This window comes from Candidatus Neomarinimicrobiota bacterium (assembly GCA_034716895.1).
Classification (GTDB): Bacteria; Fidelibacterota; UBA8477; order UBA8477; family JABMPR01; genus JABMPR01.
In genome coordinates this window covers 1-16101 of sequence record JAYEKW010000062.1, presented here as the reverse complement: position 1 = coordinate 16101, position 16101 = coordinate 1, and the positions used below count along the sequence as shown (strand labels likewise).

The following is a 16101-nucleotide window of genomic DNA, read 5'->3' as shown; positions in this document are numbered from 1 at the left end:
GAAGACACCTGCAAGCATTGTAAATTGCAATTGGTATGAAATCGTGGGCTGCTTCATTTGTCACCATAGATATCCCCACTCAAGACTGACCAATTATTATACTTAATATTCTCTTGTTAATTTTTAACTTTGCTTGACTAAATCGACAAAAATTCCCCTATAACTGCCTGATCGGCGTGCTGGAGGTTCCATGGCTGCTTCAATTGTTCCAAATGAAACAACATTTATTACACCGGATAACTTTACGCTCTTTGAACAAACCTGGCTGTGCGATAAAGCCAAGGGGATCGTTATCATCACCCATGGGGTGGCAGAGCATTCTGGTCGCTATGCGCATGTTGCTCAATCTCTGGTTGAGGGTGGTTATACAGTAGTTGGATTCGATCTGCGGGGTCATGGAAAATCATCTGGAAAACGTAACTATATCAATTCCTTTCAAGATCATTTAAATGACCTGGGTACTGTTATCATCCGAACCAAAGCCAGTTTTCCGAAATTGCCGATTTTCCTTTTTGGGCATAGTATGGGTGGTGGTATCGTCACTCTGTTCACTATTGAACGGCACCCAGCTGCCAAAGGTATTCTTTTGAGTGGTCCATCAGTTAAAGTGAGTGATGATATTTCACCCTTGCTGCAAAAGATTTCAGGTCTCATTAGCGCCATTTTGCCCAAATTACCAGTAATCACACTTGAGAGCGCTGATATTTCCAAGGATCCAAAAGTGGTGGAGAATTATGATAATGATCCATTGAATTATCGAGGAGGTATTTTAGCTCGAACCGGTGCTGAAATTCTTAAAGCGACCAAAACGATCACTGCTCGGGCATCAGAAATATCCCTGCCGATCTTGATCATGCATGGGACTGCTGATAGACTTGCTGATATGAGTGGCAGTAAGATGCTCTACGAAAATGTTGCTTCGGAGGATAAGACACTCAAGCTGTATGATGGTCTGTACCATGAGATCCTCAACGAGCCTGAACAGGATCAGGTCATAGCGGATATGCTGAACTGGCTGGATGCGCATGTTTGAGTTTATGAGTTTAATGAGTGAGTGAGTTTTGTGCTGGGAAGGCTATTTGGGGCATTTTTTATGTTATCTGGCTTAGCTTTTCCTGTCACATTTGTGTGATCTAAAATTACGTTTTATCTGTGACCATCCGCGTTGAACCGCGACAAAAATCGGGAATAAAATGGCCATACTTTCTATAGATCAAGGCACCACCGGAACCACTGTAATTCTAGTGGATCATCAGGGTAACGTTCAGGCTAAAGCCCATCGGGAGTTTAAACAAATTTATCCCCAACCTGGTTGGGTAGAACATGATCCCGAGGAGATCTGGATAACGGTCACCGAGTGTATTGAAGAAATTCACGCTGCTTTTTCCGGTACTATTGAAGCTGTTGGGATCACGAATCAGCGTGAAACTACCGTTATCTGGGATGCAAATACCGGCCAACCGATCTATAATGCCATCGTTTGGCAATGTCGGCGAACTGCACCGATCTGTAAATCACTTGAGACCAAACGCGACTTGATCAAGCAGAAAACCGGGTTACCCCTGGACGCTTATTTCAGTGGTACCAAGGCTCAGTGGATTCTGGAAAATGCTGAACATGAAGCCACTCAGAATCTGAAGTTTGGCACCATTGATACCTGGCTGATCTGGAAGCTCACAGAAGGAAAGGTACACGCCACAGATTTCACCAATGCCTCTCGAACCCTGCTTTTCAACATTCATGAAAAGGTTTGGGATACTGAATTGTGCAAGCTGATGAAGATCCCTATGGAATTATTGCCTGAAGTAAAGTGTTCTGCGGATAATTTCGGAACTATTCGATCTATTTCTGCACTTCAAAATGTACCCATTCGTGGGGTTTCAGGTGATCAGCAGGCAGCCCTCTTCGGACAACAGTGCTTTACCAGGGGGGAGATCAAGAATACTTACGGAACCGGCTGTTTTATCATGATGAATACTGGATCAGAAGCAATCCGCTCTGACAATGGTTTAATCACTACTCTGGCAACAGATCCAGATGGAAAACCCTGTTTTGCCCTGGAAGGCTCAATCTTTATTGCCGGGGCAACCATTCAATGGCTAAGAGATGAACTTGGCTTGATTGAGTCTGCCAGTGATAGTGAGGCTGCTGCATTATCAGTCACAGATAGCGGAGGGGTCTATCTAGTGCCAGCCTTTGTAGGATTAGGCGCGCCCTACTGGGATATGGATGCCCGGGGTCTCATTACTGGCTTGACTCGGGGTTCCAACAAAAACCATATCATCCGAGCCAGCCTGGAAGCCATGGCTTATCAAACCGCTGACGTGATTCGTACTATGGAACTGGACACCGGTCTCAAGATAACTGCATTAGCAGTTGATGGTGGTGGTGCAGAAAATGGATTCTTGATGCAATTCCAGGCAGATATCCTGGACATCAGGGTAGAGCGAGCACATCAGACCGAGACTACCGCCCTGGGAGCCGCCTATCTGGCCGGCCTGGGTATTGGGAAGTGGACCAGAGAAGATTTACGCTCCTTTACTGAAACACGAACAAGCTTTCTTCCCCAGATGCCAAAGAACTTACGCCAATCACTATTGTCAGGCTGGAATCTTGCCGTTCAGAAGGTCCTCAACGCATGAATGCATCAGTTGGATCATCTGTCCTGGATTACGCAGATCATTCATTTGTATTTTTTTCATATCTCATTTGGGAGCCATTGCAATTCTGATCCTGACGTTTACTGCCTTATGGTTTTCAAAAGACTGGTTCAGATCACCTCAGATAGTCCGGTGTGCTCGATTAGTTTAGAAATTGGGGAACTGAATATAGATCATATATATTCCCGGGATCATCCTGATATTGTTGAATTCGGAACATTTCAGCGAAATTGCTCACCTCTTTTTGTCTCAAACTATTTGTAGCAATAAACCAACTGGGAAAGGCTGCTGGGGTCAGAAGTGCATCCAGCCACTCGGTTTTGGGTACGATGGGCTGAATTTGAGGAAGATCACCCTGAATTCCACTTCGGCTAAAATCCAGATAGGCCTGCTGCTTTAACAGATGATAGTGGCCAAAATAATCTGAGCAGGCGTGGGTAAGCACCTTACTTTTCATGTGTATTCCTGATCGAAATACTGCTTTATAATAAATCTCATCATAGGGCAGGATAACTTCATATATCTGCCCGCGGGCATGGGGAAATTTGGATACATCTATACTGAGGAACTGCATTCCATCTCCAATAAAGGTCACTCTGGTATAATTCTTAAACAGCAGTGAGCGAATTCTCGCCAACACATTCTTGCCCAGAACCGTGACAGTCACCATATCCTGGCCATATCCATTGTCCCGCTTTTGAACGAGATAGTTTTTCCAGTCATAGTTAAAGGAGTACTGTAGTTTCGTTAATACCTGTTCCTCTATTTCATGTCTAAGCTCTTTCTTGCCAAGGTTTGATTGCACATAAATAGTCGTCGTATGAATCTCCGGTGGAAATAGCATAACCCAGATATCGGTGCGCGAGGGGGCTACTTGGGCATTATCCAGGAGTGTCTGAATTCTATGATTCATCGCAGCATCTCCGGGTGACCTTCTATAGATCATAGCACTCCCATAAGTACTGCGCGGTTTGATATAGAGGAATAATTCTGTTTTATCCTTCAAGTAAGTAAAAAATAAGCGGGCATTTAGATCTTTTGAATGAAGCATACTTTCTTCCTGTGATTTGAGTTTGGTTCACTGGAGAATTATTCTCGAATTCATGTTTTAGTAATTGGGTTAATGAAAAATAAGCAGTTGATCACTTATTGCAAGGAATTTTTATGATATATTTAATAATATATTAATTAAATGGTATTTTTATTGCCAAATCTTAGCGCTTACCCTCTTTGTATTTCAAATTTAGATGGACTACGGGTTGCTTAATTTCTGGTTTGAAATGAATATTCTTTGCATTTCCCATTGGAGAGTCGAACTGCATGGAATATTTTTCTTCGTGAATAAATCCATAGCCACAGATTGCCAGGCGCCTCGTCCCTATCGCCTAAAAAACACGATCCAACATTATGCATGGGGCAATCGAAATGATCAGGCTTTTATCGCCCACTTGCTGGGGATCACTCCTGAGCAAGACCAACCTTTTGCCGAACTTTGGATGGGCACTCATCCTCATGCACCATCACAACTGATCGATCCACAGAACGGCCTCAACCCCTTGTCCGACTGGATAGCAGAAAGCCCTGAAATGCGGTTAAGTCTCGATCATTCGAGTACTTTTCCTGATGGTCTTCCCTACTTATTTAAAGTGCTTTCAGCAGGTCGGGCTCTCAGCATCCAGGCGCATCCAGATAAGCAACAAGCTGAAACGCTGCATAAAAATGATCCTCAACATTATCCAGATAACAATCACAAGCCGGAGATTGCCATTGCCATTGATCACCTCGACGCACTGATCGGATTTAACACACCTGAGGCATTTACTGATATCCTTGAAAATCTACCTGAACTACACCACCTGCTTGCATTCGATCAGGACGAACAGCCCAGCCAACAGGCTATCATATCGAAGCTTTTAGAATTGGGAAATGATCAGGAGACAGAGCGCGAGGTGTGTATTAGCAAAATTGGATTACGACTAAGCACAAAAACCAACCTCAGTTCAGCCGAGACTCTGTTCTTAGAACAAATCGAGCTGCATGACAAACGAGATATTGGGCTTCTTTTTCTGTTCTTTTTGAATCGAGTCCACCTTGGATCAGGAGAAGCCGTCTTTTTGCCACCAGGTGTCCCCCACGCCTATCTCAAGGGCAATATCATAGAGTGCATGGCAAATTCTGATAATGTGGTTCGCCTGGGTTTGACTGAGAAATTTTGTGATAGCCGAACACTTTCAGAGATATTGAGTTTCGAACAGAAGACAGATTTTCGAGTAAAAACCTCAAGTGATGGATATCTAAAAGAATATCATACCCCCACAACGGAATTCAGAGTGAAGTCACTGGACTTGCTCCAGGGTGAGTCACGCGTTTTCTCCTATCGCTCTGAATTAACCCTGTTTCTAGTGCTGGATGGCGAGGTCAGCTTGCACTGGGAAGCGAATAAGAGTTTCTGTATCTGTGTTTATCGAAGAGGCGATTCCTTCATCGCGCCAGCTAACCTGAAAGAATTCAACATTCAGGCTAAAAACCACTCCAAGCTCTATCTGGTCGATATTCCACAACCCGATTCCTGAAAATAACAATCAATAGATAGGTTTTTCTTACCACGAATCAATACCGGTAACGGTAAAAGAATGCTCAGACAATGATAATGGATGAACTCTAGTGTCAAGTCAACCCTGTTCCTCACGGTGTCGCAAGCGAGCTTCGTTCTTTTTGCGCCTAACTGCGTTGAATATACAGGTAAATAACATCCTTGGAGATCGTAGAACCCTTGAATCAACATCCAGCAGTTCTTCCAGGAATTCAGAAAAAAGATCCTTAAAAGACAGGCTGTAGTCCTTATTCTTTTGTCCGCACTGAGCACAAAACGAGGCATTGAGTTTTGCTCCACAATTTAGACACTTTTTCCCATGAGGAATTCTTGGCTTTTGCTTACTCATCATTGAAGTCTAAATTCAGGTGGAAAAGTGGGCGGGGTTAGCCTTTTTTGTATTAACCAATGTTACCGAAGGATGTTGCTATAAAAACACCTATCATCATTCACTCCAACAAGGTTGAAATTCACCGGGTGAACGAATTTGAAAAAATGATCTTTGGTAGTCAGCACGTTACACCGAAAAGTCTGGCGAGAATTGTAAACAATCACCCCCTGCTGTTAGTTGCCTCTCAAGGAGATCGGCCTGTGGGTTTTAAGCTGGGATATGTTATTCCTGACACCAGAACCTGGTTCTCATGGTTGGGAGGCGTTCATCCGAACTACCGAAAGCGAGGGATTGCCCAACAATTGCTGAACCTTCAAGAAAAGCACGCGAAAATATTGGGGCTAGAAAAAATTTATTTCACAACCTTTGATCGATTCACAGCCATGATCAACCTGGGCGAAAAGAATGGTTATCAATTGATCAGATCAGAGCTTGATAACGGAGAAATGAAATACTGGTATGGGAAATCTTTGCTGAAAAATCAATAATTGTCTGACTTTGGCGAGAACACGCAGGATCTGTTTCTTTTTTCTTTTCGCTTGGATTTTTATTTCACCCTTTTTCAGGTTTGATTAGCAGGTTAGCTTACTTGTTCAGTAATTAGGAGATTTGGATCATGCGAAGCACGTCTGGAAACTTTTCAATTAGATCATTGATTATTACCATCATATTTGTTTTTCCTCTACTGGGTCAATCTCAGGTTGCTCGAGTAGAGGTAGGTGCACTACACATGAAGATCGACAAGCTGAATAAAATGTTGACTCAACTCAAAGCAGACCAGCATCGTTCTCGCAACATTGGAGTCAGACTTGAAACTCCCGCTCGGGACTATTCCAAACTTGACAGCCTGCGTTTAGTTGCACTACATCGGAAGCAGGCAGAATCACGTTCCCGGATCGATATCCTCACTTTGGAGATCATCAAATTGAGTAGGCAACTGGATGATCCCAAACGCCGTTATGCCTTGGCGAAGAGAATGCAGGAGCATCGAACCGCTTCACTGGCTATTCCTGACAATGTTTGCTCAGATACAACTATACCATTCAGGATTACAGCTCGCTCCATCAATCTCGCTGCTGTAAAATTGATCCGTCAGGGAAAATCACTGGACCAGGCTCGTCTGCTTATTATTGATAACTTATCCAATGAACAGGTCTTGACCTTCTACCGTGACCTACCAAGGATAGCGCGCTATCATCTTTATGACATTGCAGATGAAATGGCAAACACTGATGCTGTTGATCTTATGGATGCTCGTCGATCTGCAATATATTTCCACTTGTTTACCAAGTGATGCTTCGATCTTTCAGCCTAATCCTGATAACCCTGCTCTTGAGCGGGTGCAGCCTGGGAAAAATCTCCTTGTACGAAAGGGGTGATCTGCATACTCGCATATTTCTCGATCATGTTTCCAAATCTGATCATATTAGGGGGAATTATTATGAAGTGAAACGCAATGATAAAGGACAGATCACTAGCGCAAAACACTTGAGCCAAAACAACGATGTGTTGGAAAAAAGTCACTATACTTACTCACGCAAAGGTCAATTGAAACGTCATCACCTCACTGAATATTTCCAACCAGGGCCCCCTCGGATTTCTCGCGATTGGATCTATGATAAAGGTCAACTCGTCCGGAGGGAGGAAAAGTGGTTTACCCGCGATCGATCCCTGGAAAAAAAGCTGACCATCTACTACGATAATGAACAAAAACCCTATTTGGAAGAGACCTGGGGTCTGGGTAACAGGATCGAAAGCTCTACAGAATACTATTACGACTATAAGCACCGGCTGGATAAATCACGGCGAAATTTTTTCTATCCAGACGGCGGTTTGCGAGACTATTGGTTAACTATCTACAATGATCAGATACTCATCATTAATGAAGAGCATTATCTTCCTGATAACTCGTTGATCGCTTTTTATCGTTATGCTTATCATCCGGTCCATGGTTACCGGGAGCGTGAAGAACTGCTGGACTCAGATAGAAATATTTTTATCTCTCGGAAATTTGATGAATACGGACTCCTGTTGGAAGAAGAGGAAATGAGTCGAGATCTTAAATTACTTAAACGCAAAGTGTTTGAATATAACGATAAGCATAAACCCAAATTGATCTATCACTACAATGCATCAGGTAAATTGGTAAAAACTTCAAAATACAAGAAACCACGATCTTTGGACTCCTATAGAAGCCCCGGGAAATGAGTCCAGACTTAAATCTACCTTAATCCGGCCAAGTGGCTGAAATAAATGCCGGAGTATTGGCAAAGCAATAATTTCAAAGTTCCAGCTCCCAGAATCAGTTCCAGTTTCTAGTTTCCACCAGTCCACACTTCGGGCTATGCCCGGCACGTTTTTCTATTTTCAATCTGCCGTTCTCAAGCTATCAAACCAGAGCATTGCCCAATGAAATGATGGAAAAACTGCCGTGCCATGATCAGCATAAGGCAAAGAGACAAGGTCAACACTGAGACCACCATTCGCCAGCATGGATTCATAAGCTATCACTGCATTTTCATAAAAAACGGTGCTATCTGCAGTCCCATGAAATAGTCTGACAGGAGCAACAGGTCCCCAGTCCAGCGGCGAATTCTCAACAAGAGCAGCTTCCAGTTGGGATTCCTCTCCGGCCATAAATGATTGCTTAAAGTCCGGCAGAAAGAGTGAATCCAAATTTGTAGTGAGATTGGCATTGATCGCAGAACCGTCCAAACTACCATCCAATAAACCCGGTATAGATGAAGCGTAGGGCTCTCTAAAGATCTCAGGTAACCGATCCCAACCGTATATATCATTGTAGGCTGTAACGATATAGGCCAGGTACGCCGGGTTATTGTAGTAACTCCGGCTTAATAGGTTCTGAGTACTTCCTAATAGATCATAGGGACCGGCCATGGGCGCAACCGCCGTTAATTGAAACTCCTCGGAATACTCTGCCTCAGTCTCAATGATCTTCTGGGTCGCCAGCGTTACAAAACCACCTTCAGAATAGCCGGCCATAAACAGGTTATCACTTAAGATCAACTCATTCTGACAAGCGTAAATTCTGACAGCTCTAATCAGATCTATGACTGCATTGGCGGACAATTCGGCATGGAGATAGGGATGTAAAAGCTGGGATTCTCCCAGTCCCAGATAGTCAGGCGCAACCACCAGATATCCATTCATGGCGGTGATCAGGGCATCTGGTGCATAGTAGGGATGAGTTGATCCGACTTGCTCTCGCTTAAAAACAGTACCATGTTGGATACTTAGCAGATCCAGTGTATCCAGCCCTTGAGGGATTAGCATCAGTCCTGAAACAGGTGTGAGTTCGCCATCACTATTTAGGGTGTGATAGGCTATTTGATAGGAATCCACAGTATATGATAAATTTAGATCAAGCCCGATCGGTGCCCCATACATAGTAAGGATAGATTCAATATCGGCTGGAGCAAATGATAAAAAACTGGTTGCCTCGAGTAATTCACCAGGAGCATCCGGGGTATTGCATTGATCCACTGCAGGTTCTTCGGTACCCTCATTCTCACAGGTATTGAGGAGTGGAAGTGATAACAGAAGAAACAGTAATAAACTGATCCGTTTGGCAGGTTGAACCAACATGGAATGTTTCCTATTCATTTAAAATTGACTCATGATCACAAAGTTATCATAACGTTCTTCCATATCCGATTCGTCCAGATAGGTAATACCATCCACAGAGAGTTCTCCTACACAGAAGGATGCCAAAACAGAGCCAAAGACCACTGCCAGTTTCATGTTATCAAAAGAATGATCTCTGGATTGGTCCAGGTAACCGATCAAGGCACCGACAAAGGTATCTCCTGCTCCGGTGGGATCCACCACTTCATCCAAAATTAAGCCAGGGACAGTAAACACGCGATCCTCATGGAAAAGGAGAGCACCATGTTGCCCTTTCTTGATCACCACCCATTCCGGTCCCATTTCCCGCAATTTCTGAGCAGCTTTCCCATAGTTGCGTTCTCCGGTAAGCATGATGGATTCTTCATCATTGATGACCAACATATTGACCCGCTGGATCAGAGATATCAATTCAGCACGAGCGGTGTCTATCCACAGATTCATTGTGTCAAGAACTACAAAAGCCGGCGAGTCCAACTGATCTAAAACATGATGCTGAAGCCCGGGATGGATATTTGCCAGGAGAATATAGGAAGCGTTCCTGTAAGAATCGGGCAAGGTTGGATTGAATGTTTCAAATACGTTCAATTCAGTAAACAAGGTGGTTCTATCATCAAAATTTTCTGCATAACGACCTCCCCAACGAAAGGTCTTCCCCTTTTCAACTGCCAGTCCTTCAAGTTTGATGTGATGATCCTTGAAGAGGGTTATAACCGATTCGGGGTAGTCATCTCCCACGACTCCCACAATATGGGGATTGGTAAAATAGCTGGCTGCCAGTGAACAGTAGGTGGTGGAACCTCCTGGAACTTCAGATGCTGAGCGAGTAGTTGTTTCAATAGTATCCAGGGCTATGGACCCTACAATAACCAGGGACATGGTGACTCCTTGTCTATAATTAGTCTTTCATTCATCGACTTAAAATGCCCATTAATCCCTATTCCTCCAATGAATTTCATTGAGAACCCTGTTTTCCCTGCTAGATTTCCATCATGAAAAGAATCTTACTAATACTATTGGTCGTGCTTGCAGGAACTGCTTTCACCCAGAACTATGAATTTTACAATAAGAAGTTGACTGCTGAACAAAAAGAACAGGCTATCTACCTGGAGAAGAATATCATGGCGACCTGTTGTTTTGGCGGTCCGATCTATATGCATGGTAAAAATCGGGTCACAGAAGAGGCCAAGATCACGATCAGGCGTCTCATCATTGAGGGAAAAACCACCGATCAGGTGTTGGATCACTTTAGAAACAGTATTGATCCCCGAACCGGAAAGCCTTTTGGCAATCGGATCCTGGCATCACCAAAAGCCAGTGAAACAGTTGGTCAGGTTTCGTATTGGATGGTAGTTGGTTTTGCCGTTATTGGTCTGGCCCTGCTGGCCCTGGCGATAAAAAAGCTGGCCGTACAAAAGGACAAGCCAGCTGCAACTGGAGAAATTTCCAAAGAAACCCGACAACAAATAGAATCTGAGTTGTCTGATTTATCCTAACCCCACTATTACCGTGGCGGCAGTCAAACGTACGTGATTTTATATACTTCGACTCCGCTCAGTAAGACGCGACCTCGTCTCCCTGAGCGGAGTCGAAGGGTCTGCACTCTACCGTTTTGTTGCTGAAAACGTACGTTTAACTGCCGCCGGTTTAAGAGTAAAAATTGGATTTCCTAGCTTGGGAGCGAATGCAGGCGATCCCGTATCCTGGCAGCCTGTTCATAATCTTCCCGTGAGATTGCCTCTCGCAAATTCTTTTCCAGATCGAAACGAATCTCCGCCTCTCTGGTGATAGCCCTAATATTCTGAGAAAAACTGGGCTCAGCAGGTTTTTGCTGAGGCTCTGTTGCTGGCACTATTATCGCCACTTCCTTAAATATCTGTGATCTGACCCGAATAGGAACTCCAGCTCGTAGAGCCAGAGCTATAGCATCGCTGGGTCGGGCATCCATGGTCTCTAATTTTTCACCATTTCTAATATACAGATGTGCGTAAAAGGTCCCCGCTTTCAAATCAACGATTGCCACACTTTCAAGACCGTCAGTCAGCGAACTGATCACACCTGAAAGCAGATCATGGGTCATGGGACGTTCCAGTTTGACCTGCTCCAGAGCCAATGCAATAGCCTGAGCTTCAAATTGCCCTACAACAATTGGCAAGCTGCGTGAGTCATCTTCTTCTGGATTTAAAAAGAGAGTATATCCAGGAGTCTCTGCCTTAGAAAAAAAGATGATATTCTTGACTATTACTTCGATCATTTTTTGCACCGGATAAACATACGACCGGGAACATGGGAATGTCAAACATTCAGAGTAAAAATGTCAGCTGAACGACTTTATTGTGATGTTCAACACTTCTAGCTAAAAAACCAGGAGCAGGTTCAACTCTGACGATTTAAGATCAGATCTGACAGGGCTTTCAGCATGGCGGTATTCTTAAAGGAAGCTGAATTCAATAATTCATCTGCTTCGTTTATCCAGCCCTTCACCAGACGCTCAGCACGCTCAATGGTTCCGTGACTGGTCATCCACAACAAAACCTGATCCCGATCAGCTTCATTGAGTTTATCAGAGCTTTGGATCGATTTCCATTGGTTCTTTTCAGCCGGAGTCAGTCTCTTTTTAAGATCGATCCAGAGCCAGGTCTTTTTTTCATTGAGCACATCACTACCCAGGCTTTTTCCCATGGCTTCTGCAGAGGAAGTGACTTCCAGCAGATCATCCTGCATCTGGAATGCCCTTCCCAAAAGAAGGCCATAACGTGATAGAGCATCGATGGCTGACTGATTACCGCCCCCTATGATCGCTCCAAGTTGACAGGCCAGTTTGATCAGTGCACCAGTTTTAAGATCGATCATCATCTCATATTCATGGGACTCGATATCAAGGATTTTCTCAAACTGCATATCCCAGCCCTGACCCCTGCAAACATCCATAGCACCCTCATTGAAGGCTCGGAAAAGTTGGGGAAACTTTGCGTCATCAATCTCGGAAAGTAATTGATACACATAAATCAGTAATGTATCTCCACTCAGCAACGCGCGGCTACTGTCATAGGCTGTATGAACGGTTGGGATTCCTCGTCGTAGTTCATCACCATCCATGATATCATCATGAACCAGCGTAAATGTATGAAAGATCTCCAAAGCAACACCAACTTGAACAGCAGTCTGCCATTGACCACCCACCGCCTCAGCAGCAGCCAGACAAAGAGCAGGACGCAGCATCTTACCGGCAGCATTTAGAGCATAGCGCATGGGCTCAAATAGATACGCCGGTTCTGTGGGAAACGTTGGATGGGTCAGGTCATGACGCACCGTTTCCTGCCATTGATGCAATTTTTGTTTTAGCTCTTGATCCATTTACCAAATCCTATTGTGATCTTAGTAGCCCTAACCTGTTGCTTAATGTCCCTCGTCAAGGCGAACCTCGCCAAACTCCCCGATCTTGTCCATCATCAGTTTCTGAATTTCTTCCATCCGTTCCTTCGTTTTAGCTTCGAAACGCACCACCAGAACGGGCTGTGTATTGGAAGCCCTCACCAGACCCCAGCCATCTCCGAAACGCACCCGGACACCATCTACAGCGATACAATCATAATTGGCTTTAAAATATTCAGCTGCTTTTTCAGCGATCTCAAATTTTTCCGCATCAGAGTTACAGGTCAGTCTGATCTCTGGTGTCGAATGATATTTGGGCAGCTCATCCACCATCTCTGACAGAGGTCGATCAGTCTTGGAGAGCAACTCCAGCATCCGGCCGCCATTATAAATAGCATCATCAAAACCAAAATATTTATCAGCAAAGAAGAGGTGACCACTCATCTCTCCTGAGAAGGGTGAATTGAGCTTCTTCATGTGGGTTTTAATATGGGAATGTCCGGTTTTATACATCACGGGGGTTCCACCAAACTCGGTGATCTTCTCTTCCAGGGCTTGAGAACATTTTACGTCAAAGATAATATTATCATCCTTGGATTTGATCACATCCTGAGCAAATAGGATCATCTGATAATCAGCCCAAACTACCTTTCCTTTTTCATCGATCACCCCCAGGCGGTCTGCGTCTCCGTCAAAGGCGAGACCAACATCATAACCACCTTTTTTGATCTCATCCTGAAGATCTTTCAGGTTTGCCGCAACGGTTGGATCCGGATGATGATTGGGGAAAGTCCCGTCCACATCACAATACAAAGCAGTTACTTCACAGCCCAGTCTTTCATAGACCTCAACTGCACACAGGGCTGCCGCTGCATTTCCAGAATCGATGGCAATCCGCATGGGGCGTTTGAGATCGATCCCCTTGACAACATTATCGATGTACTCCGGTAACAAATCATATTCTGTAGCGGTGCCTTCACCAACTTCAAAATCATCATTCTGGATCAAACCCAGTAAATCCTGGATATCCTGACCAAAAAAGGCGAGTTGGTCATAGGTGAGCTTGAAACCGTTGAATTCTGGTGGATTGTGAGAGCCGGTGATCTGACAGGCGCCATCAACATCATCAAAATGAAAGACGCTAAAATAATTACCGGGAGTGGGCAGAATTCCAATATCCATGACATCAATACCAGTAGATAGCGCGCCTGCTTTGAAATATTCTTTTAACTGGGGTGTGGTTAGTCGAATATCCCCTGACAGGGTGATCTTTTTCCCGCCGCGCCGCTTTACAGCCGTGGCAAAAGCCTTACCCAGAGCAACCACAACCTCTTCCTGGAAATCAACAGCAACTTCTCCACGGATATCATATTCTCTAAAAATATATTCATTAATTTTCATTTAATTTTTCCTCGTTTCTTTTTTTACCACAGAGACCACAGAGTGCACAGAGTTATATGTTGTGCACTCTGTGGTTAATTTATTTTGTTCCTTTTTCCAGTTCATCGACAGCTAACCGGACATTGCCTGAAAAGCGGTCCAAATATAGGCGGCTTTCTTCAGCGGAAGCATGGCTTTTATGCATGACCAGGGCAACCTTCACGTAGTTGTCCGATTTGGCTAACAGATCAGTGGCTTCCTCATAACTACAATTTGTAATAGTAGAAATGATCCGACGAGCCCGGTCTTCCAGTTTCACATTGGTTGCTTTTAGATCTACCATGAGATTTTCATAAACCTTACCACGCTTAATCATGGCAGTGGTTGTAATCATATTGAGCACCAATTTTGTGGCTGTTCCGGACTTCATCCGAGTAGATCCGGTAACCACCTCGGGACCGACTGGAACTGATATCAGTACATCGACATCAATATCAATGTGACTTTTGTCAGTACAGGTAAAGAATATAGTTGCTGCGCCTACTTCTTTGGCTCGTTCTAAAGAACCTAAGACGTAAGGTGTTACCCCGCTGGTGGCAATCCCCATGACTACATCCTGCTCAGTAATGCCGATCTCATCCATGAGGTTGCGACCGTCTTCCGGAAAGTCTTCGGCACCTTCAATGGCAGTTCTCAAAGCTGAGTCACCTCCGGCAATAAAGCCCTGAACCCGTTCTGGATCGGCATTATAGGTCGGAGGGATTTCAGAAGCATCCAACACCCCCAGGCGACCACTGGTGCCAGCACCCACATAGATCAGGTGGCCATCATTCTGGAAAGCATGATCCACCAGTTCAGTTGCCTTCTCTATATCATCCATTTGTTCGGCAACCCGCTGAACAATGATCTGGTCTTCTCGATTGATCAGCTCCAGAATCTCACGGATGGAGTCTGAATCCAGGCTCATGCTGTCTGGATTGCGTTGCTCGGTTAACAATTTTCCCAGTTTAGAGGTCATTATTTCTTTTCCCATAGACGTTGAGACGCAAGATCTTGCGTCTTTACTTGTGGCAAGCTTGCATGATTATCGCTTTGAGAATCAGTGCCTAACATTATTTGGTAATTATGATTGATCTTGGCGTCCTCTGCCATTTAGCGTGTTTTGGGCATCGTTAGCATTTGATTCGTTACTTTTTCAAAAGCTGTTCTCAAATCGGCGACAATAATACATTGGAAGGTGTTAATAAACCAAATGATATCATCTGGTGTAATACCGGCAAACAGGGCACCTCGAAGGTGGGCTCGATATTGATTAACCATACCTGATGCCATGAGCGAAGCCAGTACTCCGATCTCACGTTCCGGCAGACTCAAACCGGGTCTTGACAGCACCCGACCATAGCCGTCTTCGATCATCCAGCGGGTTAGATCGGGATGCAACTCATCCATAACTTCGATCAGACGTGGGTGATATCCACCATAGATGATCTTGCTGGTTGCGTTCCCGGCCGTCAGGTGATTGTTAACATGTTTTTCGGAACCGGTCTGAGGAAAATGTTTCCGAACCTGTTTCAAGGCTTCAATGGTTTTGGGGTAACCGGCAAACAGGAGCGTTTGCAGAATGGCCTCTTCCACAGCTTCCTGATCCAGCACACCCTCACACCTGCCCAGCCATTCATCCAGAGTGGCCATGTCATTCACAGTCGTAGCAGCAACCAGGACCCCCAGTAACAGCATACGTCGCCGCCATGAGTCCTGTTCAGTTGACCAGGCCTTGAGGAAGGTTGAATTACAGGATGAGGACAATACTGACGCTAACATAGGCGTATAGAATAATCGCCACGCAGGGGGATGAAACCATAAAAATAATGTCTGTCAATAAACCCTTGAAAAAAATATAGGCTCATCGTCATAATGCGTACCTATACCTGAATATTGTTCTTCGATTAACAGGAATAAAATTCTTTCTCTGCAATCAAGGTAGGTAGCAAATTCCAATTCTAACCTGGATTAAATTCCCTGAAAGGGAAAAACAAGAATAGCCACGGGTGTAACCC

The 16101-nt window shown here is 44.5% G+C and carries 15 protein-coding genes; 7 read left to right on the top strand and 8 right to left on the bottom strand.

Going from position 1 to position 16101, the window contains the following annotated elements; translation table 11 throughout:
* Window positions 1–190: 190 nt before the first annotated feature.
* Window positions 191–1033: an alpha/beta hydrolase gene (locus U9Q77_04115; GenBank protein ID MEA3286542.1), complete on the top strand. Its 843-nt coding sequence runs from the start codon at window positions 191–193 to the stop codon at window positions 1031–1033.
* 160 nt (window positions 1034–1193) lie between these two features.
* A complete protein-coding gene (gene glpK, locus U9Q77_04110) occupies window positions 1194–2642 on the top strand; it encodes a glycerol kinase GlpK (protein ID MEA3286541.1) in 1449 nt (482 codons plus the stop codon).
* A gap of 160 nt (window positions 2643–2802) precedes the next feature.
* Here the strand turns inward: glpK and U9Q77_04105 are convergent, their stop codons facing one another.
* Entirely contained in the window at window positions 2803–3711 is a 909-nt protein-coding gene (locus tag U9Q77_04105) for a hypothetical protein (GenBank protein MEA3286540.1), read from the bottom strand.
* A gap of 286 nt (window positions 3712–3997) precedes the next feature.
* On the opposite strand from U9Q77_04105, the gene manA reads away from it, so the two are divergent.
* The 4 genes from manA to U9Q77_04085 all read left to right on the top strand — a co-directional run bounded on the left by manA (window position 3998) and on the right by U9Q77_04085 (window position 7852).
* On the top strand, window positions 3998–5233 hold the full coding sequence (gene manA, locus U9Q77_04100) for a mannose-6-phosphate isomerase, class I (protein MEA3286539.1): 1236 nt from the start codon (window positions 3998–4000) through the stop codon (window positions 5231–5233).
* Between the two features lie 428 nt (window positions 5234–5661).
* Window positions 5662–6132 (top strand): GNAT family N-acetyltransferase, encoded by a 471-nt coding sequence (locus U9Q77_04095; protein MEA3286538.1) that lies wholly within the window; start codon window positions 5662–5664, stop codon window positions 6130–6132.
* 128 nt (window positions 6133–6260) lie between these two features.
* On the top strand, window positions 6261–6938 hold the full coding sequence (locus U9Q77_04090) for a hypothetical protein (GenBank protein ID MEA3286537.1): 678 nt from the start codon (window positions 6261–6263) through the stop codon (window positions 6936–6938).
* Window positions 6939–7090: 152 nt separating this feature from the next.
* Window positions 7091–7852, top strand: a complete 762-nt coding sequence (locus U9Q77_04085) for a hypothetical protein (GenBank protein MEA3286536.1) — start codon at window positions 7091–7093, stop codon at window positions 7850–7852.
* Between the two features lie 159 nt (window positions 7853–8011).
* Here the strand turns inward: U9Q77_04085 and U9Q77_04080 are convergent, their stop codons facing one another.
* Both U9Q77_04080 and U9Q77_04075 read right to left on the bottom strand, forming a co-directional pair.
* Window positions 8012–9268 carry a lipase family protein gene (locus U9Q77_04080; protein MEA3286535.1) on the bottom strand — a complete coding sequence of 419 codons (1257 nt, stop codon included), beginning with the start codon at window positions 9266–9268 and terminating at the stop codon, window positions 8012–8014.
* On the bottom strand, window positions 9269–10168 hold the full coding sequence (locus U9Q77_04075; protein ID MEA3286534.1) for a PfkB family carbohydrate kinase: 900 nt from the start codon (window positions 10166–10168) through the stop codon (window positions 9269–9271).
* Window positions 10169–10281: 113 nt separating this feature from the next.
* Here U9Q77_04075 and U9Q77_04070 point away from each other — a divergent pair, with 113 nt between their 5' ends.
* A complete protein-coding gene (locus U9Q77_04070) occupies window positions 10282–10785 on the top strand; it encodes a cytochrome c-type biogenesis protein CcmH (protein MEA3286533.1) in 504 nt (167 codons plus the stop codon).
* Between the two features lie 173 nt (window positions 10786–10958).
* Here the strand turns inward: U9Q77_04070 and U9Q77_04065 are convergent, their stop codons facing one another.
* From U9Q77_04065 to U9Q77_04045, 5 genes are all read right to left on the bottom strand, one after another.
* On the bottom strand, window positions 10959–11543 hold the full coding sequence (locus tag U9Q77_04065) for a bifunctional nuclease family protein (GenBank protein MEA3286532.1): 585 nt from the start codon (window positions 11541–11543) through the stop codon (window positions 10959–10961).
* Window positions 11544–11665: 122 nt separating this feature from the next.
* Window positions 11666–12646 carry a polyprenyl synthetase family protein gene (locus U9Q77_04060; GenBank protein ID MEA3286531.1) on the bottom strand — a complete coding sequence of 327 codons (981 nt, stop codon included), beginning with the start codon at window positions 12644–12646 and terminating at the stop codon, window positions 11666–11668.
* 42 nt (window positions 12647–12688) lie between these two features.
* A complete protein-coding gene (locus U9Q77_04055) occupies window positions 12689–14065 on the bottom strand; it encodes a phosphomannomutase/phosphoglucomutase (protein ID MEA3286530.1) in 1377 nt (458 codons plus the stop codon).
* Window positions 14066–14144: 79 nt separating this feature from the next.
* Window positions 14145–15062, bottom strand: a complete 918-nt coding sequence (murQ, locus tag U9Q77_04050; protein ID MEA3286529.1) for an N-acetylmuramic acid 6-phosphate etherase — start codon at window positions 15060–15062, stop codon at window positions 14145–14147.
* A 134-nt stretch (window positions 15063–15196) separates the two neighbouring features.
* Window positions 15197–15781 (bottom strand): carboxymuconolactone decarboxylase family protein, encoded by a 585-nt coding sequence (locus tag U9Q77_04045; protein ID MEA3286528.1) that lies wholly within the window; start codon window positions 15779–15781, stop codon window positions 15197–15199.
* Window positions 15782–16101: the final 320 nt, after the last annotated feature.

Bases quoted from the DNA above. Each gene is read 5' to 3' on its own strand.
- U9Q77_04090 (MEA3286537.1), top strand. From the start codon at position 6,261: ATGCGAAGCACGTCTGGAAACTTTTCAATTAGATCATTGATTATTACC.
- U9Q77_04095 (MEA3286538.1), top strand. From the start codon at position 5,662: ATGTTACCGAAGGATGTTGCTATAAAAACACCTATCATCATTCACTCC.
- U9Q77_04070 (MEA3286533.1), top strand. From the start codon at position 10,282: ATGAAAAGAATCTTACTAATACTATTGGTCGTGCTTGCAGGAACTGCT.
- glpK (MEA3286541.1), top strand. From the start codon at position 1,194: ATGGCCATACTTTCTATAGATCAAGGCACCACCGGAACCACTGTAATT.
- U9Q77_04080 (MEA3286535.1), bottom strand. From the start codon at position 9,268: ATGAATAGGAAACATTCCATGTTGGTTCAACCTGCCAAACGGATCAGT.
- U9Q77_04060 (MEA3286531.1), bottom strand. From the start codon at position 12,646: ATGGATCAAGAGCTAAAACAAAAATTGCATCAATGGCAGGAAACGGTG.
- U9Q77_04115 (MEA3286542.1), top strand. From the start codon at position 191: ATGGCTGCTTCAATTGTTCCAAATGAAACAACATTTATTACACCGGAT.
- U9Q77_04105 (MEA3286540.1), bottom strand. From the start codon at position 3,711: ATGCTTCATTCAAAAGATCTAAATGCCCGCTTATTTTTTACTTACTTG.
- U9Q77_04065 (MEA3286532.1), bottom strand. From the start codon at position 11,543: ATGATCGAAGTAATAGTCAAGAATATCATCTTTTTTTCTAAGGCAGAG.
- U9Q77_04045 (MEA3286528.1), bottom strand. From the start codon at position 15,781: ATGCTGTTACTGGGGGTCCTGGTTGCTGCTACGACTGTGAATGACATG.
- murQ (MEA3286529.1), bottom strand. From the start codon at position 15,062: ATGACCTCTAAACTGGGAAAATTGTTAACCGAGCAACGCAATCCAGAC.
- U9Q77_04075 (MEA3286534.1), bottom strand. From the start codon at position 10,168: ATGTCCCTGGTTATTGTAGGGTCCATAGCCCTGGATACTATTGAAACA.
- U9Q77_04055 (MEA3286530.1), bottom strand. From the start codon at position 14,065: ATGAAAATTAATGAATATATTTTTAGAGAATATGATATCCGTGGAGAA.